Genomic DNA, 25,868 nt, shown 5'->3' with positions numbered 1-25,868 from the left:
ATCAAAGCTACCTTTTGCCCGCCTGAGCCGTTGCCATTTTTTTCCGAACAGCCGGTCCAATCCGGGTCATGAGTTTATTCCTACCGTTGGCATTCAACGCGTCCAGCTGATCCCAAAGGGCATAATCAACGGCATAGTATTCTCGCACCTCATCCAAGAGGCGCTCGGGAATGACCGAAGGCATCTGGATGTGACTAGCGTTCATATGGGGCAGCGGTGCGGGTATGCCTAGCGCACCACAAATCTCTTGAAAGGTCTTAGCCACCTCGTGGAACGGGATCACCATATCGACGATGGGCTGACCATCCCGGTGGCAGAACATGTCGCTTTGCAGGCGCTTATTGCCGTTCGGCCGGCGAATGTTCCAATCATTCTGTTCCCAGAACCCAGCGAAATCCATCTCTTCGGGCAGCGGGGTCTCGACTTGATTACCTTTCCGGTAGCGAAACCAAGATCCGATCCAATCCATCGGCTCGCGCATGACGCCAAAGCGGAAAAATGTACGCGGCGCGAAATCTGGCTGCTTGAATAAAAACGGATAGGCGGGATAAGCGTCTCGTGCGGAAATGTGTTTGCGCGCTGGCGTGCCACCCCGGTATATATCTGTATATGGCAAAAGAGCATCTTCGATCGAGGTCGAAGCGGTCTTAGTGTTCGCCAAGAACATGAAGCGTTTTTCGATACTGATCAGCATAGGCCCTGTCCGGCGGCGGGAATTGGTTAACCCTCTTTATCCTGTCTAACACCCGGGGAACAAGTCGGTTCATGGTTATGACCAGACTATACATGTTAATGTGATATGAACGCCCCGGACGACGTAGTGTCATTTCTTTCAACGCCAGCACGCAGATTTCGGGAGATGTTCACATTTGCCCGGAGGCCCTATGCCCGACCGCTCACCCATCCTTAATTTGCCATTCATTTTGCCATCGCAGGCGCAAAAACACGTCACTCATAACGAAGCGTTGCGCCGTCTGGATGTTGTCGTCCAACTTGTCGTGCAATCAGTGGGCGCGACTGATCCGCCCAGCCTGCCCGTCGAAGGACAGGCCTTTGCGCTTGGCCCCAGCCCAAATGGTGCATGGGCTAGCCAAGGGGGCAGCATTGCCGCCTACCTTGATGGCGCGTGGTATTTCGTTACCCCCCACGAAGGGTGGCGAGCATGGGACAGCGCTGCTCAGCTTTTGCGGGCTTGGAATGGCACCCTTTGGGCTGCCGTTGGTGGGGGAACCGAAAATCTGCCCCGGCTTGGCGTTAATGCCACAGCTGACAATACCAACCGCCTGAACGTGTCCAGCGAAGCAACGCTGCTCAATCATGCAGGGATGGGGCATCAACTCAAAATCAACAAAAGGTTTGCGGGAAACACCGCCTCCCTGCTCTACCAGACCAGCTTTTCTGGTCGCGCTGAAATGGGGCTGAACGGCAGCGACGCCTTTTCGATCAAGGTGTCTGATGACGGCAATGCCTGGAACGACGCGCTGGTGTTTGATCCCCAAAACGGCACCGCATCTGGTACGGCTATTCAAGGCGCGACCGATGACACCACCGCACAACGCCTCTTGCGCGTGGGCTCTTTTGGTCTGGGCAATCGCGTGGTGCGCTATAACGCATCTGACGATCTGGACGGTCTTCGGGATTTATCCGCGCTTGTGGGCAACACCCTCAACAACGCAGTGCCGGTCAATTCGCCAACCAACAACGGCGCGTTCGTTGGTCTGACCGCAGCGCTAAATGCGACACGCGGCGCGCAGTTCATGATTGAGACGGTCAGCGACCAAGGCGCATTCTTTCGGGTGGACAACAATGGCTGGAGCGACTGGCGCCGGGTTGTCGACAGCGGCAATATGGTAGGCACAGTGTCGCAGGACGCCGGCACGCCGACAGGGGCAGTGATCGAAAGCGGCAACACAGCAAATGGGGACTACATCCGTTATGCGGACGGCACCCAATGGGCCACCAACAGCAATGCACCCATCACAACAGCACCCGCAGCCTTCGTCGGGACAATCACGAAAATCGACAGCGATAAACTGTGGATTGGGCGCTGGTTCTAACTAAAACGAGCCAACGTAGGATCGCTTGCCAGGTAGCGTGATTGTCGATTGATACGGCGCTCTCTAGCTCGCTTTGCCATTCAGCAAACAACCCTGACCGTGGATAATTTCTGCGGTTTGGGACCCGCGAATTGCTACAATTCGATGACCCGCCTCCCTGCATTGACACTCAAGGCCGCTACAAGATCACGCCGATTTTTTGGCCCGTGCCCCAAGTCACTCTAACAGAACAGCCGCCTTTAGCGCTGGACCCCGGCCCTCAGAGCGTTAGAACAAAGGGATCAAGCCTGAAGGCACCTCCCATGATCCCCGTCAAACTCACCACACTTGCGGCTCTTTCTTCCATCCCAGCGGATACGATCATCGACGTGCGCTCACCCACCGAATTTACCGAAGACCACTTGCCTGGCGCGATCAATCTGCCTGTTCTGTCTGACGCGGAACGTGCAGAGGTTGGCACCATCTACGCGCAAGACAGCGCATTTCGGGCGCGCAAAATCGGCGCAGCGCTGTTGTCGGCTAATGCCGCGCGTCACTTGCAAGGCCCGCTTGCAGATAAGCCCGGCGAATGGCAGCCGTTGGTCTATTGCTGGCGGGGCGGGCAACGCTCTGATTCCTTTGCGACGATCCTTGATCAAATTGGCTGGCGGGTCCGGCTGGTGGAGGGCGGGTATCGCAGCTACCGCACGCTCGTGGTCAACGCGCTCTATACAACCCCCCTGCTGCACAAATTATGCGTCATCGAAGGAGGCACCGGCACAGCCAAGACCCGGCTGTTGGAGCATCTTCGCGAGGCAGGTGCGCAGGTCATTGACCTTGAAGGGATTGCTCAGCATCGCGGGTCACTTTTCGGCGGATTATCACAGGACCAGCCGTCGCAGAAGATGTTTGAGAGCCATTTAGCGACTGCTTTGGGCCATCTCGATCCGGCTCAAACAACATGGATCGAAGCGGAAAGCAGCAAGATCGGCGCACGGCTTATTCCGCCGTCGCTTTGGGCGCGCATGTGTGCGGCCCCCCGTGTTGAACTGCACGCCCCACTCGACGCCCGCGCAGACTTCCTGTGCCGCGCCTACGCTGATCTAACCCAAGACGCGGTCACCTTGCACCGGCTTATCGACAAACTCCGGCCCTACCATGCCGCTGAAACGATCGCGAGTTGGCAGGCATGTGGCAGCTCAGGTGATTTTGCCACATTGGCCGCGCGACTGGTGTCCGAACATTATGACCCCCGCTATGCAAAATCAGCAACGCGCAGCGACACATCAATGCGCGCCATAACACTGGATGACCTGTCGGATGCGACCCTTGCCAGCGCTGCGCGAGCGTTGACGTCACAAACTATACCAGCTTGATAGGCCCAAATCCTTCGGTGAGCTGACCGATAATGACGCCCATCTCACCTTCGGCCTCCAGCGCCACGATCGCCTTGGCCGCCGCAGTCTTGGGAAGTGCCGCAAGCAGTCCACCCGCCGTTTGCGGATCGTGCAGCAGCGGATCACCGACGCCTTCTATCGGTGCATTGTCGCGATTTGCCTGTAATAGAGACGAAAACACACCTGCTTGAGACAAAGCCCGTGCGCCGTCATACACTGGAATCTTGTTCTGCCACAGCTCGGCTTGGACACCCGACGCCGCACATATTGCCTGCACATGCCCCGCTAGGCCAAACCCCGTCACATCCGTCATCGCATGCGCGGACTTCAGCACCTGTGCAGCAGCGGATTGCGGGGTTTGCATAACCTTCAGGACTTCGGTCACCACGCGACCCGGCGCACGGCCGTCCATGTGTCCTGCCATCACAACCCCTGAACCAATCGGCCGGGTCAACACCAGCACGTCGCCGGCCTTTGCCCCTCCGACAGTAATCGGCATCTGGTCCCTAAGCCCGGTCACCGTAAACCCAACGGTCAGTTCCGCGCCGCTTGTAGTGTGCCCGCCGACCAACGCAGCACCGGCTTTGGTGAAAACCTCGTTCGCCGCATGGGTCATCTCTTTGAGGGTCCGCGCTTGAAGTTCCGGGCTCATCTGCGGCAAAATGATGCTGGCCAGTGCCGCTTGCGGAGCAGCCCCCATGGCCCAAACATCGCCCAATGCATGCACAGCAGCGATCCGGGTCATCTGCACCGGGTCGTGAACCATCGCGCGCAGATGGTCCGTGCTCATGACCTGAAATCCCCCACCAGCTTGTCGGAAAACGGCTGCATCATCCCCCGCTCCAGTGACTAAATCAGCCCTATTTCCCTGTGTTAGAGACGATACGGCACTAGCAAGTGCACCGGCCCCAACTTTTGCACCACACCCACCACAAAGCGGTTTCACAGACATCATTTCTTGTACATCAAGGGCTGATGCGGCAGGGGGATGGCTCCGTTTCATCTGCGGCAAGTCACTCAGCCGATCCATGAACGCGCAATCAATGCGGTCTTTCCAACGCCAAAGCGCGGGCCCCGCGAGCGTCATGCCATATTTTTCTGCCATCGCCGATTTGCCGCCCAAGGAGATCAGCTTGAGGTAGTTTTTTTGCGGCCTAAACGATCTACGCCTGGTCCCCATCAAAGCTGCCCGCAAGTTATCATGCAGCACTGGAGCCGCCCGAACCGCAAAAACGCCGGCTTTGGGTCGCGGGGCCCATGACATATGTGCGCAATCACCAACCGCAAAAAGAGTTGGGTCGCCCCGCACAGTCAAATCAGGCTCTATTTCAATAAATCCGTCCTTCAAAGGCAGATCGGTTTGCGCGATCCAGACATGAGGAAACGCGCCAGCAGCACCGACGCACAAAGTGGCAGGCACCGGGTCTTGACCCTGTAGCTGAACCTGATCCGCATCAATCTGCGTCACTTGCGCATTCAACCGCACTGACACACCAAGCGACGCCATTGCCTGGATCATCTGCGCCCGCGCACGGCGCCCAACACCCGAGATCTCAGAACCCGCCTCAATTACGGTAACCTGCGCTGCAGTTCCCACCTCTCCCAAGGCATAGGCCATTGCCATCGCCAGCTCACACCCGGCGACGCCACCTCCAATAACTGCAATTTCCCCTGAAACAGAGCCGCTTTTCGCCCGATCTAGATAATTCCGCCATGTTTCCGCATACACATCCAGCGGCTTAGCCCCCACCGCATGTTCAGCAAATCCCGGCAGGTCCATGCGCGCCGTAATTCCAATATCAATCGAAGCCACGTCATAGGCGATGTCCCCACGGCCATCGACCGTGATCACCTTCGCATTCCGGTCTATTGCATTGGCTGCCCCAAGAATAAGTCGAGCACCCGCATGCCGACAAAGCCGCACGAGATCGATCTCAAGCATGTCGCGTGAATAATGCCCCGCGACGTGCCCCGGCAACATACCGGTATAAGGTGCCGTGGGACCGGGGTTGATTACCGTCAGACGTGCGCCAGGCAGCGGGTTCATGCCCCATTTGCGCAACACCAGCGCGTGGGCATGCCCACCTCCGATCAGAACAAGATCACGGGTCAGTGGCACCGGTTCAATCATGCGTCATCCCTTGGACCATTTCATTTCTACTCTTGGCCTAGCTCCCCTGCCGTCACCTGTCGAGCCATTGCATCCGTCAAAGACCATCACATTGACGCTGGGTGCTAATCGTTTGGAGCAAGTGCTTGACCTATCCAGTCACTACGATAAGCCTACATGATAATAAGGTAAACTTACCAATTGGACACCTGATGCCACAAGACACCGCAATTAACCCCGATAGCCTTGGCTTTTTGATCAATGACCTCGCGCGGTTGATGCGATGCGCGCTCGAGCGCGAGATCGAGAGTGCCGCCATTCCCGTAACCACCGCCGAAGCTCGCGTATTGGCCCATATGGCGCGCTGTGGCGACATCAGGCAGCACCAACTGGCAGAACGGCTGGGAATGGCCCCGATGAGCCTGACCGGGTTTCTTGACCGGCTGGAGCGCGCGGGGCTGGTTGCTCGCGGCTGTGATCCCAAAGATCGCCGTGCCAAGATAGTATCGCTGACAGACACAGCGCCGTCCCTTCTGGCCAAAATCGCCCAAGCAGGGGCCCGCGCAAGTGACACTGCGCTGAGCGGGTTAGACATGCAACAAAGCGACGTGTTTATGGAGTTGGCCAAGGCAATCTGCACAAACTTAGATACCGCACGATCAATGCCAGTCGAGGCGGAAGATCGTCCATGACCACCCCCCTAATGAGCGGACGACGCGTCAGCCTGATCGGCGCTTTGCTGGTAGCAGTCGGCCCCGTCTCAATGGCGCTCTTCACCCCTACAATGACAGCTTTGACGGAAGTGTTTGGCTCTAGTGATGCCGTGATAAAGCTCACTCTGACGCTCTACTTTGGCGGCTTTGCCTGCGCACAACTTATCGCTGGGCCATTGTCGGACGCTCTGGGTCGACGCCCCGTGACGGTAGGTTTCATTGCGCTCTATTGTGCCGCGAGTATCCTCGCTCTATTTGCCCCGACTGTTGAAGTGTTGATCGCCGCCCGCTTTGCGCAAGGCGTTGGGGCATCGGTTGGCATTGCGATCGCGCGCGCGCTGGTGCGTGATCTTTTTACCGACGAACGCTCTTCCCGGATCATGAACCTGATCGGGATAATTCTGGCACTTGGTCCGGCACTCGCCCCGTCACTGAGTGGCCTGATGTTACCTCTCTTTGGCTGGCGGTCGATCTTTGTTTTGATGAGCCTGATTGGCATCATCGTCATTGCCGTCGTCATTTTTTCGATGAAGGAAACAGTTGTCGCGGATCGAAGTCGCCTAAACCTACCGCAGTTGGGCCGCACTTACCGCATGCTGCTAGCAAACAAGCATTTCGTGACGGCATCAATGGTAATGGGAGGATCACTTGGCGCGATTTACGCCCAAGCCACGTTTCTGCCTTTCGTCCTGATGGGGGACGTTGGGCTGTCCCCTGCGCAATTTGGGTTGGCGATGCTGGCCCAATCCGGCGCTTTCTTGATCGGGTCGCTCGTTTTCCGCCGTCTGATGGGGATCTACGGAGCTGGTCGTTTAGTTGCGCCCGGTCTGGTTTTTATCGCACTGGGGAGCATCGGCACTCTCACTTTGCTGTTTTGGCCGCCCAGCTTTTTGCATGTTATGGGCCCTGTTGCGGTCTATTCTTTTGGCATAGCGTTTGTGATGCCCGCCATGTCCACCGCAGCCCTTGCCCCATTTGGCAAGGACGCCGGAGCGGCGGCGGCAATGCTTGGATTTATCCAGATGGGGTCAGGCCTTTTGATAGGCTCAATCGGTGCATTGATGGCCAGTACACTCACCGCCATGGCAGTACTTATCCCTCTGATGGGATTAGCCGCCTGCATCAACTACAAGCTCTACGCGCGGCTTGGCGCATTTGATGCCAAAGCACCTGCTGGATAATCTTTACCGTGGAGATCCAAGGCGTCCAAAATGGCTCTTAACTAAGACTAACCACTAGTCTAAATCGTTACTTAGGCTCTAGTATTCAGCTTGAGATCATAGTTCAGCAGTTAGGGCCTAAGTATAGAGGAGCGACTCGCCGTTCACGAATAGATGCACTTTGCTGGGATCTGCCGTCAGGTTCATCACATTCCCACGCAGATTACGGTGAATGCCAGGCAGCTTGGCGATAACTTTCGGTAGGCCAGAATCGTTGCGGGTGAGGTAAAGCTGAGTGACTTCACCTAGGGCTTCGCTGATCTCGACCGTGCCGGCAAAGGCGTAATCCTGACCGTTAGTCAGCACCATATCCTCAGGCCGAATACCAACATTCAGAGCGGTACCGTTAAGTGCGGCCGTGGTCGGTATGTTGGCACGCACCGTACCTTTGCCCTCGTCCAAGACAATTTCGGTAACCTTGCCGGTTTTTGTGATTTTGCCAGGCAACAAGTTCATCGCGGGTGAGCCGATGAATTGAGCGACAAACTCATTCTTTGGCGTCTCATAAAGCTCAAGCGGCGTGCCGACCTGTGCGATACCCTTGTTGGCAAGAACGACGATCCGCGTCGCAAGGGTCATGGCTTCGACCTGATCGTGGGTCACATAGACCATGGTGGAATCCGGCATGGATTCCTTGAGCTGCGCAATCTCAATCCGAGTGGCGACCCGCAGAGAGGCGTCGAGGTTTGAGAGCGGTTCGTCAAAGAGATACACCTTGGGGTCCCGCACGATTGAACGTCCAATGGCGACGCGCTGGCGCTGGCCGCCCGACAGGGCCTTGGGCAACCGGTCCAGATAGCTATCAAGTTGCAACGCTGTCGCGGCGCGGTTCACAGCTTCATCAATCTCTTCCTTGCTTTTTTTGGCAAGTTTGAGGGCAAAAGCCATGTTTTCGCGCACGGTCATATGCGGATAAAGCGCGTAAGACTGGAACACCATCGCTATGCCGCGCTGCGCCGGGGGGACGTCATTGACGAGCATCCCATCGATGCTGAGATTGCCCGCGGTGATTTTCTCCAACCCGGCAATCATCCGCAACAAGGTGGATTTGCCGCAGCCCGAGGGGCCAACAAACACAATTAGCTCGCCCTGTGCGATGTCGAGGTTGATATCCTTGAGGACCTCAACACCGCCATAGGATTTGCCGACATTCTCGAGAACAAGGTCCGCCATTGGTAAATCTCCCTTAAGTCTAAGTGTCTTGGTCTGTGGCAAAAAACGCCTGATGGGGCGGCAACGTCACCGTCTGCGCCACATCAGTAGAAACAAATGGGGACCCTTCGGTCAGCGCCCACGCGCCCGGCGGCATAGCTATGTCTTGCGGCTGATCACCCAGGTTAAAGGCGCAGAACACACGTTGTGCCCCCTCAGTTCGAATGATCGAAATCCAATCGTCGCTATGCCCCACCAAATCCAGAGTGCCTTTGGTGAGCGCAGGCAAGGTTTGACGAAATGCAATCATGCTGCTGTAGAAATTCAACATGCTTTCAGGGTTGTCTTGTTGGCGCGCAACGGAACGTTCCAGGTGTTCAACTGCAACCGGTAACCACGGCTTAGCGTCCGAAAACCCACCAACCGCGTTGTCCGTAACCCACGGAATTGGCGTGCGACATCCATCGCGGCCGCGATAGTTGGGCCAAAAGCGGATGCCGTAGGGATCTTGCAGATCTTCAAAGGGAACGAAGGCCTCTGTGAGACCCAGTTCCTCGCCTTGATAGATGCACACACTGCCACGCAAACACATCAGCAACGCGGCATAAACCTTGCAAGCAGGCTCACTCAGATTCCACCGGGTCGCATGCCGGGTGACGTCGTGATTGGAAAACGCCCAGCACGCCCAACCGTCTTTGTTCACATCTGCAAAATGGTTCAGCACTTCCGCGACGCGGGTACCACTGGGGTAACTGTTGGAGAGAAACGCGAAATCATAGCACATGTGCACCTTGTCTGTGCCAGCGGTGTATTGGGCCTGAATTTCCATCCCGTATTGGCCGTCGCCCACTTCACCGACCATAGTGGCGGCAGGATATTCATCCAACACGGCGCGCATTTTGCGGAGAAAATCCAAATTCTCTGGGCGGTTCTTGTCGTATTGGTGATCTTGCCAGTTATAGGGGTTCACCGCGGGCGCGATGGTATCGTTGCGGTCCTCAATGGGGAGGGCGGGATTGTCGCGCAGTTGGGCGTCGTGGAAGTAAAAGTTAATCGTATCAAGTCGAAAACCATCGACACCGCGGTCGAGCCAAAAGCGGGCAACCTCCAAAAGTTCTGTCTGCACTTCCTCGTTGTGCAGGTTCAGATCGGGTTGAGCCGTCAGGAAGTTATGCAGGTAATACTGCATCCGTTCTGCGTTCCATTCCCAAGCGGAACCGCCAAAGATTGCCAACCAGTTATTGGGCGGCGTGCCATCAGGTTTGGCGTCGGCCCAGACGTACCAATCAGATTTAGGATTGCTGTGTGAGCTGCTGCTTTCGCGAAACCACGGATGTTCTTCTGACGTATGGCTAAGCACCAGATCAATCAGGACTTTCAGCCCAAGACGGTGCGCTTCTTGCATGAGGACATCGAAATCGCCCAGCGTTCCGAACATCGGATCAATGTCGCGGTAGTCACTCACGTCATAGCCAAAATCCAGCATCGGCGAACGAAAGAACGGCGAGATCCAAATCGCATCGACACCCATGTCGGCAATATGCTTGAGACGGTGCACGATCCCGGCCAAATCGCCGATACCGTCGCCATTGCTGTCTTGGAACGAGCGCGGGTAAATCTGATAGATCACCGCGCCACGCCACCAGTCCTTATCCGCAGTCGTCGGGACTGCAATTGGTTCCATTTGAGTCATTGAGTAGACCATTTCTTACTTAACTGAGCCAGCCAGCAACCCACGCACGAGATACCGCTGCATTGTGAAAAATACGATCAGTGGCACTGCTATTGAGACAAAGGCGGCAGCCGCCAGAATGCCCCAATCGCCACCACGTGATCCCAAAAGATCATCGGCAATTTTGACCGTCATGACCCAAGATTCGGAGTTGGAAGGGAGAAATACCTTGGCCACCAAAAGATCATTCCACGTCCACAGAAACTGGAAGATCGCAAAGGATGCAAGCGCCGGAAAACTGAGCGGGAGCACGATTTTTGTGAACACCTGGAAATCAGTCGCGCCGTCTACTTTTGCGCTCTCGATGATGTCTCTGGGCAGGCCGACCATGTAATTTCGCAAAAGATAAATGGCCAGTGGAAGCCCAAAGCCGGTGTGGGCCATCCAAATTCCCAAAAAGCTCTGTCCGATACCGATCTTGTTGTGAAACTGCAAAAGAGGGACCAGCGCCAGTTGCAAGGGCACAACCAACAACCCCACCACCACCGCGATGATCAATCCGCGCCCAGCGAAATCCATCCACGCCAGCGCATAGGCCGCAAAGGCTGCGATGAGGATCGGGATGATTGTCGCGGGGATCGTGACCGTGAGCGTGTTGATGAACGCGCGGTCCATGTTCGACGAGGTCATAATAGTCTCGTAATTGTCGAGCGAGAAATCAGGCGGGCTTGCGAGGGAAAAATAGACTGTTGGATTTCGGGTAATCTCTGCGGGAGACGTATAAACAAAGTCCCCATTTACCTGAACAGTCAGAGCGCGGTCGCGGGTCAGCGCTGCCGTTTCACCAGCCGCGTAATCCGTAGGAGCCGACCGGCTACCACCAAAGCGAATGACTTCGCTGCCTGTTTCCTCAAAGACATTACCCTTGATGACAAACAGGTCGCCCTCTGGCGTGGCAGTGTCAGCGGCAATCTTTACGCCAAAGTTTTGCTCAACCGCGAAGGCGGACAGCCACCAACCAGAGGCGGAAATTTGATCGCGATCGCGAAACGACGACACCAGCAAGCCTATGGTCGGCAACAGCCAGATTAGGACCAGCAGAATGACTGAGATGTTGGTGACCCAACGAAGGGCGGGGCGTGAACCTGCAATATTTTCCATGATCTACCTCATTTCCGCGCGGGCTTGTCGGATGTTCCAGATCATGACTGGCAGCACGATCAACATGATCACAAAGGCTACCGCAGTCGCGCGCCCGTCGTCACGGAACATGTAAGACATCATATAGCTGGGCAGAATATCTGTGCCAAAGTTGCCGCCCGTCATGGTGTAGACGATGTCGAATACCTTGAGCACGAGGATGGTTATCGTTGTCCAGACCACGGTGATTGTGCCTTTGATTTGCGGCACTTTGATTTTGAAGAAGACTTGAAACGGGTTGGCTCCATCGATAATTGCAGCCTCCACCGTTTCTTCGGGTATTCCGCGCAATGCACCGCTGAGGATGACCATGGCAAAGCCCGTCTGGATCCACACAAGGATGATCATCAAAAAGAAATTGTTCCAAAATCCGACCTGAAGCACGTCGATGGGACCTGCCCCAAACATGTCCCGAATGGCATTGATCAATCCAACATCGGCGTTGTTGGCATAGACAAATTTCCAAATCAGCGACGCCCCAACAAACGAGATTGCCATTGGCATAAAGATCAGGGATTTTGCTATGTTCCCCCATTTTAGCTGATCGGTGAGCTGCGCCACTAAGAGTCCAAAGAAGGTCGAAGCTGCGGGGACAAACAAAATCCACAGAAAGTTATTCGTAAACGCAGTTTGAAACCCGGGATCAGCAAACATGGTGCTGTAATTGTCAAAACCGACAAACTCATCACCGGATCGGTTGTGAAGGGAGCGGACGAATGAACCCACGACCGGGTACATCAGATAGAGGCCCAAAGCGGACAGCGCGGGCAGCAAAAACAACCAAGGGCGGATCACATTGGCCCTGTTGATGTTGCGCCCTGCGTGCGGGCCGCGCGGAGGAAAAAACACTTTGTCGAGGGCTAGGTTTGAAAGCCAGAAATAGGCTACGCACCCCCCAACGCCAAAGAAGACCGTCACAATACCTTGCATCATCGGGGACATGGGCGGCACTCCTGTTGATGGGTTCTCTGGCGCGATTTACCGCGCCAGAGAGTTTTCGCCTAGAGCAAGCTTACTGCATTGCATCCCAACGTGATTGGATACCTTTGGCAACTTCAGCCGCATCCGCACCCGTGGAATAATCCACCATGCCGGTCCAGAACGCACCCGCACCAATTTCACCTGGCATCAAATCAGATGCGTCAAAGCGGAACGTGGTCGCATTGCGCAAAATGTCACCCTGCCCACGCAGGCTGTCATCGGCGTAGGTGGCTGGGTTCACGCCAGCATGTGCTGTAAGAAAGCCACCTTGGGCCATCCACAATTCATGTGCGATAGGTGTTTTCAGGAACTCGATGAAAGCGGTCGTCGCATCCGAAGGCTTCGTGATCCCGAAAAGTGTACCTGCGCCCAGAACTGGTTTGCCCAGATCTTTGTCCGCGTATGCAGGGAAGTAGAAGAAGTCTGCATCTGTACCAATTGAAGTGCCTTCAGGAAAGAATGCAGGGATAAACGATGCCTGACGGTGCATGTAACACGCGGGTGGGATCGCAAAGAGACCTGCGGGGCTTTCACGGAAGTCGGTGTTTGCCACGGCGGAAGACCCACCATCAACATACGCGTCGTTACGTGCAAAGTAGCCGAATTCTTCGATCGCAGCGATGACTTTAGGATCATCGAATTTGAGCTCGTTTGAAACCCATGCATCGTAGTCTTCGGGTGATTGCGTGCGCAACATCATATCTTCGACCCAGTCAGTCGCAGGCCAGCCCGTCGCCGCACCAGAACCCAGACCGATGCACCAAGGCGTTCCGCCGTCAGCGACGATTTGGTCCGTCAGCGCCTTGAGCTCTTCCATTGATTGCGGAATGTCGTAGCCCGCTTCGTCAAACGCATCTGGTGAATACCAGACCAGAGACTTCAGATCGACCCGGTAGAAAATACCATAAAGCGCATCTGCGCCGTCTTTGCCTGTATAGGTGCCCAGGTCGACCCAAGACTGCCCAGCAGCGAAATTTTCGGCAACCCATTCAGCGGTACCGTCAGCCAAGGGCGTCAGGAAACCCTGGCTTGCCAAATCAGCGGCAAGACCCGGCTGCGGGAAGACAGCAAGGTTCGGCGCAGAGCCTGAACGTGTGGAAATCACGATGTCCTGCTCAAAGCTATCAGAGCCGGAGTAGTTAACCGTGGCACCTGTTGCTTCGGTGAAAAAGGCGAAAACCTTGTCGACCTTTTCTTTTTCATTACCTGTCCAAGGGCCCGTGATGTCCACGGTCTGGCCAGCGAGATCATTGGCGTCTGCAAAAGCCTGATAGCTATCCCAGTTGAAGTCGCCTTCGCCAATGACAAATGGGGCGTGGCCGTCCGCAAACGCCATCCCTGCGAAAAGAGCAAGCGCACTTGCGCCGCCCAGAGCTAATCTTTTCATCAAGTCCTCCCAATGCGGTCTATTTGCCGCGTCCTAACCATGCGCAATGTACAATGATTTGCCCAAAGCGCTTTGGATGACCCACCCTGCGCAATTAGAGGCTCAGAGTCAACACGCCCTACTTGCATTGCCAAAGCGCTTTAAATTATGGATAGTGCGGTGACCCGATGCCCAAGTTTGCCGCTTCTTGGTTTTCAAAGCGGTTTGGGAAAAAGGATCCGAAATGAATCTCAAGGAACTAGCAGACGCGCTTGAACTCTCGCAGACGACGGTAAGCCGAGCGCTGAACGGCTATCCTGAGGTTAGCGAAGGCACGCGCTTGCGGGTCCTGAGTGCTGCGCGATCATTCAACTACCGCCCAAGCGCCGGGGCCCGCAATCTTGCGACGGGTCGCAGTATGGCCGTGCGCCACATCATTCCTTTGTCGGCTAACCATGAGATGATGAACATCATCTTTTCAGATTTCATCGCCGGAACGGGGGAAATATATGCCGAGCATGGCTATGACATGATCGTGTCCGTGGTCCCCGAAGCCCAAGAGTTGCAATCCTACCGTGATGCTGTCGCGCGCGGATCGGTCGAAGGGTTCATGATCCACGGACCTCGCCGGAATGATCCACGCCTGCCTTTGTTGCAGGAGCTGGGCGTGCCGTTCTTTGTGCACGGGCGCAGCACAGGATACGACGAACCTTATGCTTGGCTTGATGTGAACAACCGCCGCGCCATCGAACGGGCGACGAACTATTTGATCGAATTGGGACACCAGCGGATCGGTCTGATCAACGGGGGCGAGCAGATGGACTTTGCCCAGCGCCGCCGCGAGGGATACGTGACGGCACATGTTAAAGCCGGCATATCGACGGATACTACCTTGATGACATCCGGTGACATGACCGAACCGCAGGGCCACATTGCTGCATTAGTAATGCTAGACCTGCCTGACCCACCCACCGCGTTTGTGGCGTCATCCATTTTGTCGACGCTCGGTATTAGGCGCGCCGTCGAAAGCCGCGGGCTAATGGTCGGGCGGGATATTTCGATAATCTGTTTTGACGATGACATTACCACATTGCCAAATGGAAGTCCTGCGGAGCCCACGTTCACGGCATCGCGTTCTTCTGTTCGGGCCGCCGGTCGGCGCTGTGCCGAACTCCTGATCGACCGCATCAACAACCAGCATCTTCCACCCCACCAAGAGCTGTGGGAAGCGGAGCTTATCTTGGGTGGCTCAACCGCCGTCGCAAAAAAGGACAAGACAACGTGAAATACAAGCGCTCTGATTTCCCTGAAGGGTTTCAATTTGCCGCCGCCACATCGAGCTATCAAATCGAAGGCCACGGCTTTGGTGGGGCCGGGTTGACCCATTGGGACAGCTTTGCTGCGACCCCGGGCAATGTGGTCCGAGGAGAACATGGGCAAACAGCGTGCGATCATTATCACCGTATGGAAGAGGATCTGGATCTTTGTCAGGCGTTAGGCCTAGATGCCTACCGGTTTTCAACCAGCTGGGCCCGTGTGCTGCCCGAAGGCCGGGGACAAGTGAACCAAGAGGGTCTCGATTTCTACGACAGGCTGGTGGATGGATGCCTCGCTCGCGGATTAAACCCGATGTGCACGCTGTATCATTGGGAGCTGCCTGCAGCACTTGCGGACGAAGGTGGCTGGCGCAATGCGGACATCGGCAATTGGTTTGCTGATTTCACAGAGACCATCATGTCACGCATTGGCGATCGGGTGTTCAGCGTTGCCCCGATCAACGAGCCGTGGTGTGTCAGTTGGCTGTCCCATTTTGAAGGCCATCACGCGCCAGGTTTGCGCGATATCCGTGCAACTGCGCGTGCAATGCACCATGTGCTGGTTGCCCATGGCCGCGCTATAGAGGTCATGCGCGGGCTGGGTGTTAAGAACCTTGGTGCAGTGCTGAACTTTGAATACGCTTTTGCCGGCGATGATACGCCCGAGGCGCGGCAGAGCGCAGAGCGTTATGACGCGATCTACAACCAATTTTTCTTAGGTGGAATTTTCAACAAGAGCTATCCACCTTTAGTGCTGGAAGGGCTTGAAGAGCATCTTCCAGCAAATTGGGAAAAGGATTTTGACACCATTGCCGCACCGCTCGATTGGGTGGGGGTTAACTATTATACCTGCAAGCGCATTGTGCCTGCGGATACCGGGTGGCCTAGCCTGACTGATGTTCCGGGGCCGTTGCAAAAGACGCAGATGGACTGGGAGGTTTATCCCGAAGGTCTACATCATTTCCTCAATCTGGTGCACCAAGCGAATGGTAAGAACTTGCCAATCTATGTGACGGAATCGGGTATGGCGCAGGCGGTTGAACCGGGTGCAGCAGACATCCAGCGTACAGATTACATCGACGCGCATCTGGGGCAAACCTTGCGCGCAATTGACGAAGGATTGCCGGTCAAAGGTTTCACTTATTGGTCGGTGTTCGACAATTACGAATGGGCCCTTGGGTACGAAAAACGCTTTGGGCTAGTGCATGTGGATTTCGACACATTGGAGCGCGCACCGAAAGCATCATACCATGCGCTTGCGGCAGCCTTGGCAAAATAGAAAAGACCAAGCGCAGCCGTATTTTGACCGCTGCGTCGTTTTGCTTAACGTTGCCGCACTGTGTCGATCATGAGTTGCACATTCTCAGGATCTGCATCCGGCGTTATGCCGTGACCTAGGTTAAAGATATGCGGACCGCCGGACAACGCATCGACAATGCGCCGCGTCTCGCTAACCAATGCGTCACCGCCACTAACCATGTGCGAGGACGCCAGATTGCCTTGCACGCAGCCATCCGTTTGAACGTGACGCGCGGCCCATTCAGCCGTAACGCCATCATCGAGCGCTATACAATCCGCACCAATCGACGCATGCGCTCCGACATACCGCTCGCCAGCACCTCGCGGGAAGGCGATGATCGGCGTATTGGGGTGTTTTGCCTTGAGCGCAGCCGTGATCACCTGCATTGGTTTGATAGAGTATCGCATAAAATCAGCGTCTTGCAGCGAGCCAGCCCAGCTGTCGAAAAGTTTAACGACTTCAACACCCGCCTCGATCTGGGCAGATAGATACGAAATTGTGGCGTGGGTAATACGCTCCATTAACGCGTCGAAAACGGCACGGTTTTCATCTTTCAATGCATGGGCGGGGCCCTGATCCGGTGTGCCTTTGCCGGCAATCATGTAGGTCGCCACGGTCCATGGGGCGCCTGCAAAACCGATCAGCGTAGTGTCACTCGGCAATTCCTTGGCCAGGATCCCAACGGTTTCGTAAATGGGCGAAAGATGTTCGTGAATGTCATCTGCGGGTTTTAGCTTATCAAACTCAGCTTGGGTGGTGATCGTCGACAGTCGCGGACCTTCGCCAGTGACAAACCATAAATCCGCGCCCAAAGCCTGAGGCACCAACAAAATGTCGGCAAACAAGATCGAGGCGTCAAACCCGTAACGGCGAATGGGCTGTAGCGTCACTTCGGCGGCCAACTCGGGATTATAACAAAGCGACAGAAAATCACCGGCTTTTGCACGGGTTGCGCGGTACTCTGGCAAGTAACGTCCAGCCTGACGCATCATCCAGATTGGGGGGGTCGGAAGGGTCTCGCCACGCAAGGCGCGAAGGACGGTTTTCTGGCTTGTCATGCTGGGCTTCTTTCATGCACTCTTATGAGCGTCATCTTGTAACGCCGGGCGGTGTGGATACAAGAGTTGTCAGGCATGGGTTGCACGCCTAGGAGTGTTTTATGACAGCAAATTTACCTACACCCGCCGAGCCGTTGAGGATTGGCACACGTGGCTCACCACTCGCGCTTGCTCAAGCTCATGAAACGCGCGCGCGGCTGGCCGATGCTTTTGATCTGCCTCTTGAGGCGTTTACCATCGTGGTCATAAAGACCACTGGCGACAAAATCATTGATCGCCCGCTCAAGGACATTGGCGGCAAAGGCCTTTTTACCCGCGAAATCGAAGACGACTTGCTTGGTGGGCGTATCGACATCGCGGTGCATTCGATGAAGGACATGCCGACACTGCAGCCGCAGGGACTGGTGCTTAAAACTTACCTGCCGCGTGAAGACGTACGCGATGCGTTTATTTCCCCAACCGCAACGTCACTGGATGATCTGGCCGTGGGGACGGTTGTTGGTACCTCAAGTTTGCGCCGAAAAGCACAGTTAAAATTACGTCGTCCTGATCTCGAAGTTGTCGAATTTAGAGGCAATCTACAGACCCGGTTGATGAAATTGGACCAAGGTGTGGCTGCAGCGACATTCCTTGCGATGGCTGGGCTGAACAGGCTCAAGATGAACAACGTGCCGGCGAATGCGATAGAGACCGATGTGATGCTGCCTGCGGTGGCCCAAGGCGCGATCGGGATAGAGCAACGCGAAGGCGACACTGGCGTGGCAGGCTTGTTGAGCGCAATCAATGATCCGGAGACATCGCTACGTTTGGCCGCGGAGCGGGCGTTTTTGCTGGCCCTTGATGGTTCATGTGAAACGCCCATCGCGGGGCTGGCAACGCTGGAGGGCGGGACTTTGCATCTGCGCGGTGAAGTGCTGCGCCCGGATGGGTCTGAGGCGATCAGTGATGTGGTTACTTGCCCGGTTGAAGACGGTGAAAAGGCGGGCACAGAAATGGCCCGAAAACTGCTCGCTCAAGCTGGCGCGGAGTTTTTTGACTGGCGCTAATGCGATGTCTAACGTGGGGTTGTCCAGCTACGTTCAATCGAGCGGTAAAAATTGACACAAACAGGTGACGGGATGAACGAGCACGAACTTATCGCATTGCGCCGGGAATTTCACCAGTTTCCCGAGCTTGGTTTTGCAGAAGAGCGGACCAAGGCGCGTGTGTCCGAAATCTTGAAAGATCTTGGGCTTGAGGTTCACGAAGGCGTGGGCGTTGTTGGCATATTGAAACGAGGGACCGGCAATCGTGCAATCGGTCTGCGGGCGGACATGGACGCGCTCGCGATACTTGAGACAAGCGCACATGACTATGTATCCCAGACCAGCGAGGTCATGCATGCCTGCGGCCATGACGGACATATGACGATGCTTTTGGGTGCGGCGGCGTCCTTGGCAAATGACCCAGACTTTGACGGAACCGTGGTTTTCTTATTCCAGCCAAACGAAGAGCATGGGCTTGGGGCGAAGGCGATGATTGCGGAAGGAGTGTTGGAGCGTTTTCCGGTAGAAGAGATTTACGCCATTCACAATTTACCGGGTGCTCCGGTTGGCCAAGTCTCTACACGGGTTGGGCAAATTTGTTCCAGTGAGAGCCTGTTTGAGATCAAGATCCAAGGCCAAGGTGGGCACGCTTCGATGCCACAGGTGGGACGTGATGCGATCACCGTCGGGGCGGGAATCGTCCAGGCTTTGCAGACAATTGTCTCGCGAAAATTGGCACCTGGTGCCGGCGTTGTCGTGTCTGTGACCGAGTTTTTGACCGACGGTCAGCGCAACGTTCTGCCTGGATCAGCAACGCTAAAAGGGGACGTGCGCGCGCGCATACCCCAAGATCGTGAGACCGTTAGCCACCTGATGCGGCAGATATCTGAGGGTATCGGGGCCGCGCATGGCGTCACGGTATCGGTATCGTTTGACACCGAGTTTATTGAAACCATCAATGCCCAAGAACCTGTGCAGGCGGCTGTCGATGCTGCCCTTGCCCTAGGCTTAGAAGCAACTGGCACCTGTGAACCCAAGAGTTTCTCAGAGGATTTCGCACATTTCTCTGCTGCTGTTCCGGGGTGTTTCTTGTTGATGGGCAATGGCGTGGATGGCCGATGTGGACAACCACTGCATGCGTCAGACTATGATTTCAACGATGATCTTTTGCCAATCGGCGTCGCCTTCTGGGCGCAGCTTGTCCGCGACCGCCTCCCAAAGTCTTGCGACTAGAAGATCAAAGTCAGTTTCAGCAAAGCGAGTCCAAGAGTGGGATCAACAACAACGAGGAGGGCAGCTATGGGTAGAAGCTCAGCATTCGCGTATGGAATTTTTTCATACATCTTTTTCCTTGTAACGTTGCTTTATGCCATCGCATTTCTTGGAAATTTTATGGTGCCAAAAACAATTGATTCCGGCGAGCAAGGCACCGTCGTAGCTGCCGTTTTCATAAACCTCTTGCTCCTTTCAATATTCGCCCTTCAGCACTCGATCATGGCGCGGCCTGCATTCAAGAAAATCTGGACAAAGGTGATCCCCGAAACCATTGAACGAAGCACGTATGTCTTGTTGTCCACTGTGGCACTTGGCTTGATTTGCTCATTTTGGCAGCCTTTGACGGGCGTAATCTGGGATTTCAGCGGCTCAAACATCGGCACCGCACTTTGGCTGCTGTTTTGGGGTGGGTGGCTCATTGCTCTGTGCTCTACCTTCATGATCGATCATTTCGATATGTTTGGTTTGCGCCAAACTTACTTGCATTTAAACGAGCGGAATTTTAACCGACGCGGCTTTCAAAAGCTTTTCTTTTACAAGCTTGTGCGACATCCCATCATGACTGGATTTCTCATCGCCTTTTGGGCGGCACCCGTGATGAGTGTCGGTCATTTGCTGTTTACGGTTGTTATGACAATCTACATCTACATCGCCGTTAAGCACTTCGAGGAAAAGGACTTGGTCGACATAATCGGGCCAGATTATATCGCTTACCAGCAAGATGTCGGCATGCTCATCCCCGGAGTGGGAAAGAGGAAATGACCGCAACAACTCGCCCGCATTTTGCGAACAGAAGCGCACTCACTTCAAAGGCATAGACACCCCAAGCTCACACTACAAAATACCCGGTAAATTCAGCCCATTTTCACGGGCACAATCCAGCGCGTCCTCATAACCCGCATCCGCGTGGCGCATCACCCCAGTTGCAGGGTCATTCCACAACACGTTCGCGATCCTGCGGTCCGCATCCTCTGTTCCGTCACAACAAATGACCATGCCAGAGTGTTGGGAAAAACCCATACCGACCCCGCCACCATGGTGCAGCGACACCCACGTTGCGCCACCTGCAACGTTCAACATCGCGTTCAACAATGGCCAGTCCGACACCGCGTCAGACCCGTCTTTCATCGCTTCCGTTTCGCGATTTGGGGAGGCAACCGATCCGCTATCAAGGTGGTCGCGGCCAATGACAACAGGTGCTGACAACTCGCCCGTGCGTACCATTTCGTTGAACGCGAGGCCCAATTTGTCACGCAGCCCTAACCCGACCCAACAAATCCGCGCTGGCAGGCCTTGGAATTCGATCCGCTCGCGCGCCATATCAAGCCAATTGTGCAAATGCGGATCGTCGACCAGTTCCTTAACCTTGGCGTCCGTTTTGTAGATGTCCTCGGGATCACCTGACAGCGCACACCAACGGAACGGACCGACACCGCGACAAAAAAGCGGACGGATATATGCGGGCACAAAACCCGGGAAGGCAAACGCATCTTCGAGCCCTTCTTCCAGAGCGACCTGACGAATGTTGTTGCCGTAATCCAGCGTCGGAATGCCAGCGTTCCAAAAATCGACCATCGCTTTGACTTGGATCTTCATGGAAGCGCGTGCAGCTTCTTCGACCGCCTTTGGATCGCTCTCTTGTTTTTCGCGCCACTGCGCCACCGTCCAATCCTGTGGCAGATACCCATGGATCGGATCATGGGCGGAGGTTTGGTCTGTGACCATGTCAGGCCGCACGCCACGCCTCATCAGTTCTGGGAACACATCAGCCGCGTTACCGATCAAAGCAACCGATTTGGCATCGCCCGCTTTCGTCCATGTATCGATCATCGAAAGAGCTTCGTCGAGGTCGTGGGTTTTGGCATCGACATAGCGGGTGCGCAGACGGAAATCGGCGCGCGTCTCATCACACTCAACGGCCAAACAACACGCGCCTGCCATCACAGCAGCCAAAGGTTGTGCACCGCCCATGCCACCCAAACCGCCCGTTAGTATCCAGCGCCCAGTCAGGTTCCCGTCATAATGTTGGCGTCCTGCCTCCATGAATGTCTCATAAGTGCCTTGGACGATGCCCTGGGTGCCGATGTAAATCCACGATCCCGCGGTCATCTGGCCATACATCGCAAGGCCCATTCTATCGAGCTCGTTGAAATGTTCCCACGTGGCCCAATGCGGCACGAGGTTCGAGTTTGCAATTAACACACGCGGCGCATCCTTGTGGGTGTTGAAAACGCCAACAGGTTTACCCGATTGCACCAACAGCGTCTGCGTTTCCTCAAGGTCCTTTAGAGCTGCGACAATCGCATCAAAATCTTTCCAGGTGCGCGCGGCACGGCCAATTCCACCATAGACAACAAGCTCATGAGGGTTTTCTGCGACATCAGGATGCAGGTTGTTCATCAACATCCGCATCGGGGCTTCGGTCAACCAGCTTTTGGCTGTGATCTCTGTTCCGGTGGGCGGGAAAACGTCGCGGATATTGTGGCGGGAGTCGGTCATGAGGTGCCTCCTAAAGTCGGGGCCAGATTGGCCAGAGCAGTCAAAATTTTTGTCAGATGGGTGCGGATACGGGCCGCCTTGGCTGGGTCATATGTCCAAGGCGCGGCCTCGTTGGTCAGGTATGTTGACTGGGCCAATTCCATTTGTATGGCATGAGTGCCGTCATGCGGTTGGCCGTAGTGCCGCGTCGTCCATCCGCCCTTAAAGCGCCCGTTTAGCGTGGCGGAATACCCCGAAGCGGTTTCACAAATTCCAGCCACCGTGGTTTCAATCTGAGGATCGCAAGTTGCACCCATATTTGTGCCCATGTTGAAGTCTGGCAGAGTACCCTCGAACAGGAACGAAATGTTCGACCTGATCGAATGGCAATCATACAAGATCGCAACGCCGTGCAGATGGCGCACGCGCTCAATTTCAGCGGCAAGGGCCGCATGGTAGGGTGCGTGAAATTGCAAACGACGTTGCTCAATTTCAGCCTCGGTTGGGGGAACATCCCAAATACTCCCCCCATCGAAATCGGTCTGTGGCACCAGTCCTGTCGTGTTTTGACCGGGGTAAAGGCTTGCTCCAGTCGGATCACGGTTGGCGTCGATGACGTAGCGATGGAAATTAGCTTTGACGGTCGTGACCTGAGGGGCAAGCCCGTCATAAAGGCGATCAATGTGCCAGTCAGTATCTGCCAGTTCACGCCCAGCTTTATTGAGTTTCACCGCAACATCATCGGGCACATAAGTCCCCGAATGTGGCAAACCCAGCACGATTGGGCCTGTGCCTTGATCGGTTGTGACAGGTGTCATTCCACGGACCCTGTGACCGTCGCAGGTAGGTCAACCGACCCAGCAAGTGTACCGGCCGCAACCAATTTCGCGGCCGCCTCAATAGACGGTGCCATATAGCGATCCTCTGCGAGGGTCGGAACCTGCGTACGAAGAGTAGCCATCGCCAACCGTAGCGCGGAACTGGTCTGCAAGGGCGCGCGGAATTCGATACCTTGCACCCCGCACATGGCCTCGACCCCTAGGATCACATTCAGATTCGCGTTCATCCGCAACAGTCGCCGCGCGGCATGGGCGGCCATACTGACATGGTCTTCTTGATTGGCCGAGGTTGGTGTGCTGTCGGTTGTGCATGGGTTTGCTAAGTGCTTGTTCTCGCTCATCAGCGCCGCAGTTGTGACTTCTGCAATCATCAAGCCGGAGTTCAAGCCCGGATCAGGGGTCAGGAATGGCGGCAGGTCAAAGGACAACGTAGGATCAACCATAAGAGCCACCCGGCGTTGGGCAATCGCGCCAATCTCAGACACCGCAACGGCGATCTGATCGGCCGCAAAACCAACCGGTTCAGCATGAAAATTTCCGCCCGAAACGATCAACCCTTCTTCCACCAAGACCAGCGGGTTATCCGTCACCGCATTCGCCTCAATCTCTAGCGTACGACCTGCAAAATGAAGCAAATCCATCGCCGCCCCCGTCACCTGCGGTTGGCACCGAATGCAATATGGGTCTTGGACGCGGGTATCTCCCTCACGGTGGCTTTCGCGAATTTCGGAACCGTCCATTAGGGCGCGTTGGGCGCGTGCAACGGCGATCTGACCCGCGTGTCCGCGCAACGTATGGATCGCATCCTGTAAGGGTGCGGTTGAGCCCATAATCGCATCCGCGGAAAGTGCACAGGTCAGTACAGATGTCGCCGCATTGCGCCACGCGCCCCACAGTCCGACCAGCGCACAGGCGGTCGAAAACTGTGTACCATTGATCAGCGCCAAGCCTTCTTTTGCACCCAACGTTATAGGATCAAGTTCCGCTCGCCGCAAAGCAACCGCAGCTGCCATCCGCACACCGCCAAAAAACGCTTCACCTTCGCCGATCATCGCTGCCGCCATATGCGCCAACGGGGCCAGATCGCCAGATGCACCCACTGATCCCTGACTTGGAATCACAGGAGTGACGCCCTTGATCAACATGTCTTGGATCATTTCAACGGTGGTCATCGCCACACCTGACGCACCCCTTCCCAGCGAGAGCAGCTTGAGCACCATTATCAAACGGGTTGTCGGCTCATCCAGCGGATCACCCACACCGCAACAGTGAGACAAGACCAGATTGCGCTGCAACGTCGTGACATCCTTTGCCGCAATCTTGACGCTCGCCAATTTCCCAAAACCCGTGTTGACGCCGTAAACCGCGTCTTCGCCGCTTGCGGCCTTTGCCACCAGAGCAGCTGCGGCTTGAATCCCTGCGTGTGATGACCCGTGAAGCGCCGCGGATCTACCGTTTGCCCAGATATCTTGAAGTTGTGCCAAAGTTGCAGTGCCCGGTGTCAGAATGACAGTCATAGCGACCCCTTAAAAATACGAGAATGGAGCGGGTTAAACCCGATGCGGTAAGCAAGTTCTGCCGGATGGGCCGCATCCCAGACGCATAGATCAGCGCGCGCACCAACAACGATCCGGCCGCGATCCTGCACGCCGAGGGCTGTTGCGGCATGGGCCGTCATACCCAGCAATGTCTCAAGCGGCGTCATGCGGAACAAGGTGCAAGCCATGTTCATCGCAAGCAAAGCCGACGCCAGTGGTGAAGAGCCGGGGTTACAATCTGTTGCAACGGCCATAGCCACCCCGTGATCACGGAACGCCTGTATCGGCGGAGCTTGTGTTTCACGCAGCGTATAAAATGCCCCGGGCAACACGACAGCTACGGTGCCAGCCGTGGCCATGGCCTGTGCGTCAGACCCGGTTGCGTATTCGACATGATCCGCACTCAGCGCTCCATATTTGGCTGCCAATTGCGTGCCGCCAATATTTGAGAGCTGTTCGGCGTGAAGCTTGACCGGCAAGTCCAGTGCGACAGCCACATCAAACACCCGCGATATTTGCGCGGTATCAAATGCGATGCCCTCGCAAAACCCATCGACCGCATCGACAAGCCCTTCTGCGTGGGCCGCCCTGAGTGTGGGGATGCACACCTCATCGATATAGCGATCAGGCACGTCTTTGAATTCCACAGGAACCGCATGCGCACCGAGAAAACTAGTTTTGACGTCAACGGGGCGTTCCAGAGCAATCTGGCGTGCGGCCCGCAACATTTTTAACTCTGTTTCAGTATCTAAACCGTAGCCAGATTTGATCTCGATCAGGCTCACGCCCTCAGCGATCATCGCATCCACGCGTGTCAAAGCATCCGCAAGCAAAGCCTCAGGCGATGCAGCGCGTGTCGCCGTTACGGTAGAGACAATGCCGCCGCCTGCGCGCGCAAGCTCTTCGTAGCTGGCACCGTTTAAGCGAAGTTCGAACTCGGTTGCACGATTGCCGCCAAAGACAATATGCGAATGGCAATCAATGAGCGCGGGCGTGACAAGACGCCCGCCAAGGTCGTGAGTTTCGCCGCCGCTGTACTCTTGCGGAACATCATGCGCTGGACCGACCCAAGCAATCTTCTCCCCGTCGACTGCAATTGCGCCCTGCGCAATCAAGCCAAAACTGTCATCGCTCTTAAGAGTCGCAATCTGTGCATTAGTAAAAAGCATGGTGAGCGACTCGCTTGCTATTA

At 55.6% G+C, this 25,868-nt stretch carries 21 protein-coding genes; 9 read left to right on the top strand and 12 right to left on the bottom strand.

Features of this window, described 5'->3' with window-relative positions:
• Positions 1-7 precede the first annotated feature (7 nt).
• On the bottom strand, positions 8-694 hold the full coding sequence (locus tag C1J03_RS01190) for a hypothetical protein (RefSeq protein ID WP_114882892.1): 687 nt from the start codon (positions 692-694) through the stop codon (positions 8-10).
• Positions 695-884: 190 nt separating this feature from the next.
• On the opposite strand from C1J03_RS01190, the gene C1J03_RS01185 reads away from it, so the two are divergent.
• Complete coding sequence (locus C1J03_RS01185) at positions 885-2,057, top strand: DUF2793 domain-containing protein (protein WP_114882890.1); 1,173 nt, start codon at positions 885-887, stop codon at positions 2,055-2,057.
• Positions 2,058-2,362: 305 nt separating this feature from the next.
• On the top strand, positions 2,363-3,412 hold the full coding sequence (mnmH, locus tag C1J03_RS01180) for a tRNA 2-selenouridine(34) synthase MnmH (protein WP_441351148.1): 1,050 nt from the start codon (positions 2,363-2,365) through the stop codon (positions 3,410-3,412).
• Here mnmH and selD read toward each other — a convergent pair.
• Positions 3,399-5,564 carry a selenide, water dikinase SelD gene (gene selD, locus C1J03_RS01175; protein ID WP_114882886.1) on the bottom strand — a complete coding sequence of 722 codons (2,166 nt, stop codon included), beginning with the start codon at positions 5,562-5,564 and terminating at the stop codon, positions 3,399-3,401. The two genes, mnmH and selD, sit on opposite strands and share 14 nt — an antisense overlap.
• 191 nt (positions 5,565-5,755) lie before the next feature.
• Between selD and C1J03_RS01170 the strand changes: the two genes are divergently transcribed.
• Both C1J03_RS01170 and C1J03_RS01165 read left to right on the top strand, forming a co-directional pair.
• Positions 5,756-6,235 (top strand): MarR family winged helix-turn-helix transcriptional regulator, encoded by a 480-nt coding sequence (locus tag C1J03_RS01170; protein WP_114882884.1) that lies wholly within the window; start codon positions 5,756-5,758, stop codon positions 6,233-6,235.
• Positions 6,232-7,437, top strand: a complete 1,206-nt coding sequence (locus C1J03_RS01165; RefSeq protein ID WP_114882882.1) for a multidrug effflux MFS transporter — start codon at positions 6,232-6,234, stop codon at positions 7,435-7,437. The genes C1J03_RS01170 and C1J03_RS01165 overlap by 4 nt, the downstream gene beginning before the upstream one ends.
• 117 nt (positions 7,438-7,554) lie before the next feature.
• Here the strand turns inward: C1J03_RS01165 and C1J03_RS01160 are convergent, their stop codons facing one another.
• The 5 genes from C1J03_RS01160 to C1J03_RS01140 form a co-directional block, all read right to left on the bottom strand.
• Complete coding sequence (locus tag C1J03_RS01160; protein WP_114882880.1) at positions 7,555-8,649, bottom strand: ABC transporter ATP-binding protein; 1,095 nt, start codon at positions 8,647-8,649, stop codon at positions 7,555-7,557.
• A 19-nt stretch (positions 8,650-8,668) separates the two neighbouring features.
• Complete coding sequence (locus C1J03_RS01155) at positions 8,669-10,321, bottom strand: alpha-amylase family glycosyl hydrolase (protein ID WP_216825887.1); 1,653 nt, start codon at positions 10,319-10,321, stop codon at positions 8,669-8,671.
• 15 nt (positions 10,322-10,336) lie between these two features.
• On the bottom strand, positions 10,337-11,461 hold the full coding sequence (locus C1J03_RS01150; RefSeq protein WP_114882875.1) for a carbohydrate ABC transporter permease: 1,125 nt from the start codon (positions 11,459-11,461) through the stop codon (positions 10,337-10,339).
• Between the two features lie 3 nt (positions 11,462-11,464).
• Positions 11,465-12,442 (bottom strand): carbohydrate ABC transporter permease, encoded by a 978-nt coding sequence (locus C1J03_RS01145; protein WP_114882873.1) that lies wholly within the window; start codon positions 12,440-12,442, stop codon positions 11,465-11,467.
• A gap of 70 nt (positions 12,443-12,512) precedes the next feature.
• Entirely contained in the window at positions 12,513-13,868 is a 1,356-nt protein-coding gene (locus C1J03_RS01140; protein WP_114882871.1) for an ABC transporter substrate-binding protein, read from the bottom strand.
• Positions 13,869-14,091: 223 nt separating this feature from the next.
• On the opposite strand from C1J03_RS01140, the gene C1J03_RS01135 reads away from it, so the two are divergent.
• Both C1J03_RS01135 and C1J03_RS01130 read left to right on the top strand, forming a co-directional pair.
• On the top strand, positions 14,092-15,132 hold the full coding sequence (locus C1J03_RS01135; RefSeq protein WP_114882869.1) for a substrate-binding domain-containing protein: 1,041 nt from the start codon (positions 14,092-14,094) through the stop codon (positions 15,130-15,132).
• Complete coding sequence (locus C1J03_RS01130) at positions 15,129-16,442, top strand: GH1 family beta-glucosidase (RefSeq protein WP_114882867.1); 1,314 nt, start codon at positions 15,129-15,131, stop codon at positions 16,440-16,442. Before C1J03_RS01135 ends, C1J03_RS01130 begins: the two co-directional genes overlap by 4 nt.
• Positions 16,443-16,486: 44 nt before the next feature.
• Here C1J03_RS01130 and hemE read toward each other — a convergent pair whose 3' ends face one another.
• Positions 16,487-17,521, bottom strand: coding sequence for a uroporphyrinogen decarboxylase (gene hemE / locus C1J03_RS01125; protein ID WP_114882865.1), 1,035 nt, complete (start codon positions 17,519-17,521; stop codon positions 16,487-16,489).
• A 101-nt stretch (positions 17,522-17,622) separates the two neighbouring features.
• On the opposite strand from hemE, the gene hemC reads away from it, so the two are divergent.
• The 3 genes from hemC to mddA all read left to right on the top strand — a co-directional run bounded on the left by hemC (position 17,623) and on the right by mddA (position 20,583).
• Positions 17,623-18,567: a hydroxymethylbilane synthase gene (hemC, locus tag C1J03_RS01120; RefSeq protein WP_114882863.1), complete on the top strand. Its 945-nt coding sequence runs from the start codon at positions 17,623-17,625 to the stop codon at positions 18,565-18,567.
• Between the two features lie 72 nt (positions 18,568-18,639).
• Positions 18,640-19,779, top strand: a complete 1,140-nt coding sequence (locus tag C1J03_RS01115) for an amidohydrolase (protein WP_114882861.1) — start codon at positions 18,640-18,642, stop codon at positions 19,777-19,779.
• Positions 19,780-19,845: 66 nt separating this feature from the next.
• Positions 19,846-20,583 carry a methanethiol S-methyltransferase gene (gene mddA, locus C1J03_RS01110; RefSeq protein ID WP_114882859.1) on the top strand — a complete coding sequence of 246 codons (738 nt, stop codon included), beginning with the start codon at positions 19,846-19,848 and terminating at the stop codon, positions 20,581-20,583.
• A 72-nt stretch (positions 20,584-20,655) separates the two neighbouring features.
• On the opposite strand, the gene hutU is transcribed toward mddA, so the two are convergent.
• The 4 genes from hutU to hutI are packed head-to-tail and all read right to left on the bottom strand — an operon-like array spanning position 20,656 to position 25,845.
• On the bottom strand, positions 20,656-22,320 hold the full coding sequence (gene hutU / locus C1J03_RS01105) for a urocanate hydratase (protein ID WP_114882857.1): 1,665 nt from the start codon (positions 22,318-22,320) through the stop codon (positions 20,656-20,658).
• A complete protein-coding gene (gene hutG, locus C1J03_RS01100) occupies positions 22,317-23,117 on the bottom strand; it encodes an N-formylglutamate deformylase (RefSeq protein ID WP_114882855.1) in 801 nt (266 codons plus the stop codon). The genes hutU and hutG overlap by 4 nt, the downstream gene beginning before the upstream one ends.
• Positions 23,114-24,655, bottom strand: a complete 1,542-nt coding sequence (gene hutH / locus C1J03_RS01095) for a histidine ammonia-lyase (protein ID WP_114882853.1) — start codon at positions 24,653-24,655, stop codon at positions 23,114-23,116. The genes hutG and hutH overlap by 4 nt, the downstream gene beginning before the upstream one ends.
• Positions 24,652-25,845, bottom strand: a complete 1,194-nt coding sequence (hutI, locus tag C1J03_RS01090; protein ID WP_114882851.1) for an imidazolonepropionase — start codon at positions 25,843-25,845, stop codon at positions 24,652-24,654. The genes hutH and hutI overlap by 4 nt, the downstream gene beginning before the upstream one ends.
• Positions 25,846-25,868: the final 23 nt, after the last annotated feature.

It is taken from the genome of Sulfitobacter sp. SK012, from assembly GCF_003352085.1.
Lineage (GTDB): Bacteria > Pseudomonadota > Alphaproteobacteria > Rhodobacterales > Rhodobacteraceae > Sulfitobacter.
Note: the sequence above shows the minus strand (reverse complement) of the source record. Positions and strands in the feature narration are given on the sequence as shown.

Coding starts and splice junctions, on each gene's coding strand:
- C1J03_RS01135 (WP_114882869.1), top strand. CDS start 14,092: ATGAATCTCAAGGAACTAGCAGACGCGCTTGAACTCTCGCAGACGACG.
- C1J03_RS01185 (WP_114882890.1), top strand. CDS start 885: ATGCCCGACCGCTCACCCATCCTTAATTTGCCATTCATTTTGCCATCG.
- C1J03_RS01140 (WP_114882871.1), bottom strand. CDS start 13,868: ATGAAAAGATTAGCTCTGGGCGGCGCAAGTGCGCTTGCTCTTTTCGCA.
- C1J03_RS01160 (WP_114882880.1), bottom strand. CDS start 8,649: ATGGCGGACCTTGTTCTCGAGAATGTCGGCAAATCCTATGGCGGTGTT.
- C1J03_RS01115 (WP_114882861.1), top strand. CDS start 18,640: ATGAACGAGCACGAACTTATCGCATTGCGCCGGGAATTTCACCAGTTT.
- hutU (WP_114882857.1), bottom strand. CDS start 22,320: ATGACCGACTCCCGCCACAATATCCGCGACGTTTTCCCGCCCACCGGA.
- hutG (WP_114882855.1), bottom strand. CDS start 23,117: ATGACACCTGTCACAACCGATCAAGGCACAGGCCCAATCGTGCTGGGT.
- hemE (WP_114882865.1), bottom strand. CDS start 17,521: ATGACAAGCCAGAAAACCGTCCTTCGCGCCTTGCGTGGCGAGACCCTT.
- hutH (WP_114882853.1), bottom strand. CDS start 24,655: ATGACTGTCATTCTGACACCGGGCACTGCAACTTTGGCACAACTTCAA.
- hemC (WP_114882863.1), top strand. CDS start 17,623: ATGACAGCAAATTTACCTACACCCGCCGAGCCGTTGAGGATTGGCACA.
- C1J03_RS01190 (WP_114882892.1), bottom strand. CDS start 694: ATGCTGATCAGTATCGAAAAACGCTTCATGTTCTTGGCGAACACTAAG.
- C1J03_RS01150 (WP_114882875.1), bottom strand. CDS start 11,461: ATGGAAAATATTGCAGGTTCACGCCCCGCCCTTCGTTGGGTCACCAAC.
- hutI (WP_114882851.1), bottom strand. CDS start 25,845: ATGCTTTTTACTAATGCACAGATTGCGACTCTTAAGAGCGATGACAGT.
- C1J03_RS01170 (WP_114882884.1), top strand. CDS start 5,756: ATGCCACAAGACACCGCAATTAACCCCGATAGCCTTGGCTTTTTGATC.
- selD (WP_114882886.1), bottom strand. CDS start 5,564: ATGATTGAACCGGTGCCACTGACCCGTGATCTTGTTCTGATCGGAGGT.
- C1J03_RS01155 (WP_216825887.1), bottom strand. CDS start 10,321: ATGACTCAAATGGAACCAATTGCAGTCCCGACGACTGCGGATAAGGAC.
- mddA (WP_114882859.1), top strand. CDS start 19,846: ATGGGTAGAAGCTCAGCATTCGCGTATGGAATTTTTTCATACATCTTT.
- C1J03_RS01145 (WP_114882873.1), bottom strand. CDS start 12,442: ATGTCCCCGATGATGCAAGGTATTGTGACGGTCTTCTTTGGCGTTGGG.
- C1J03_RS01165 (WP_114882882.1), top strand. CDS start 6,232: ATGACCACCCCCCTAATGAGCGGACGACGCGTCAGCCTGATCGGCGCT.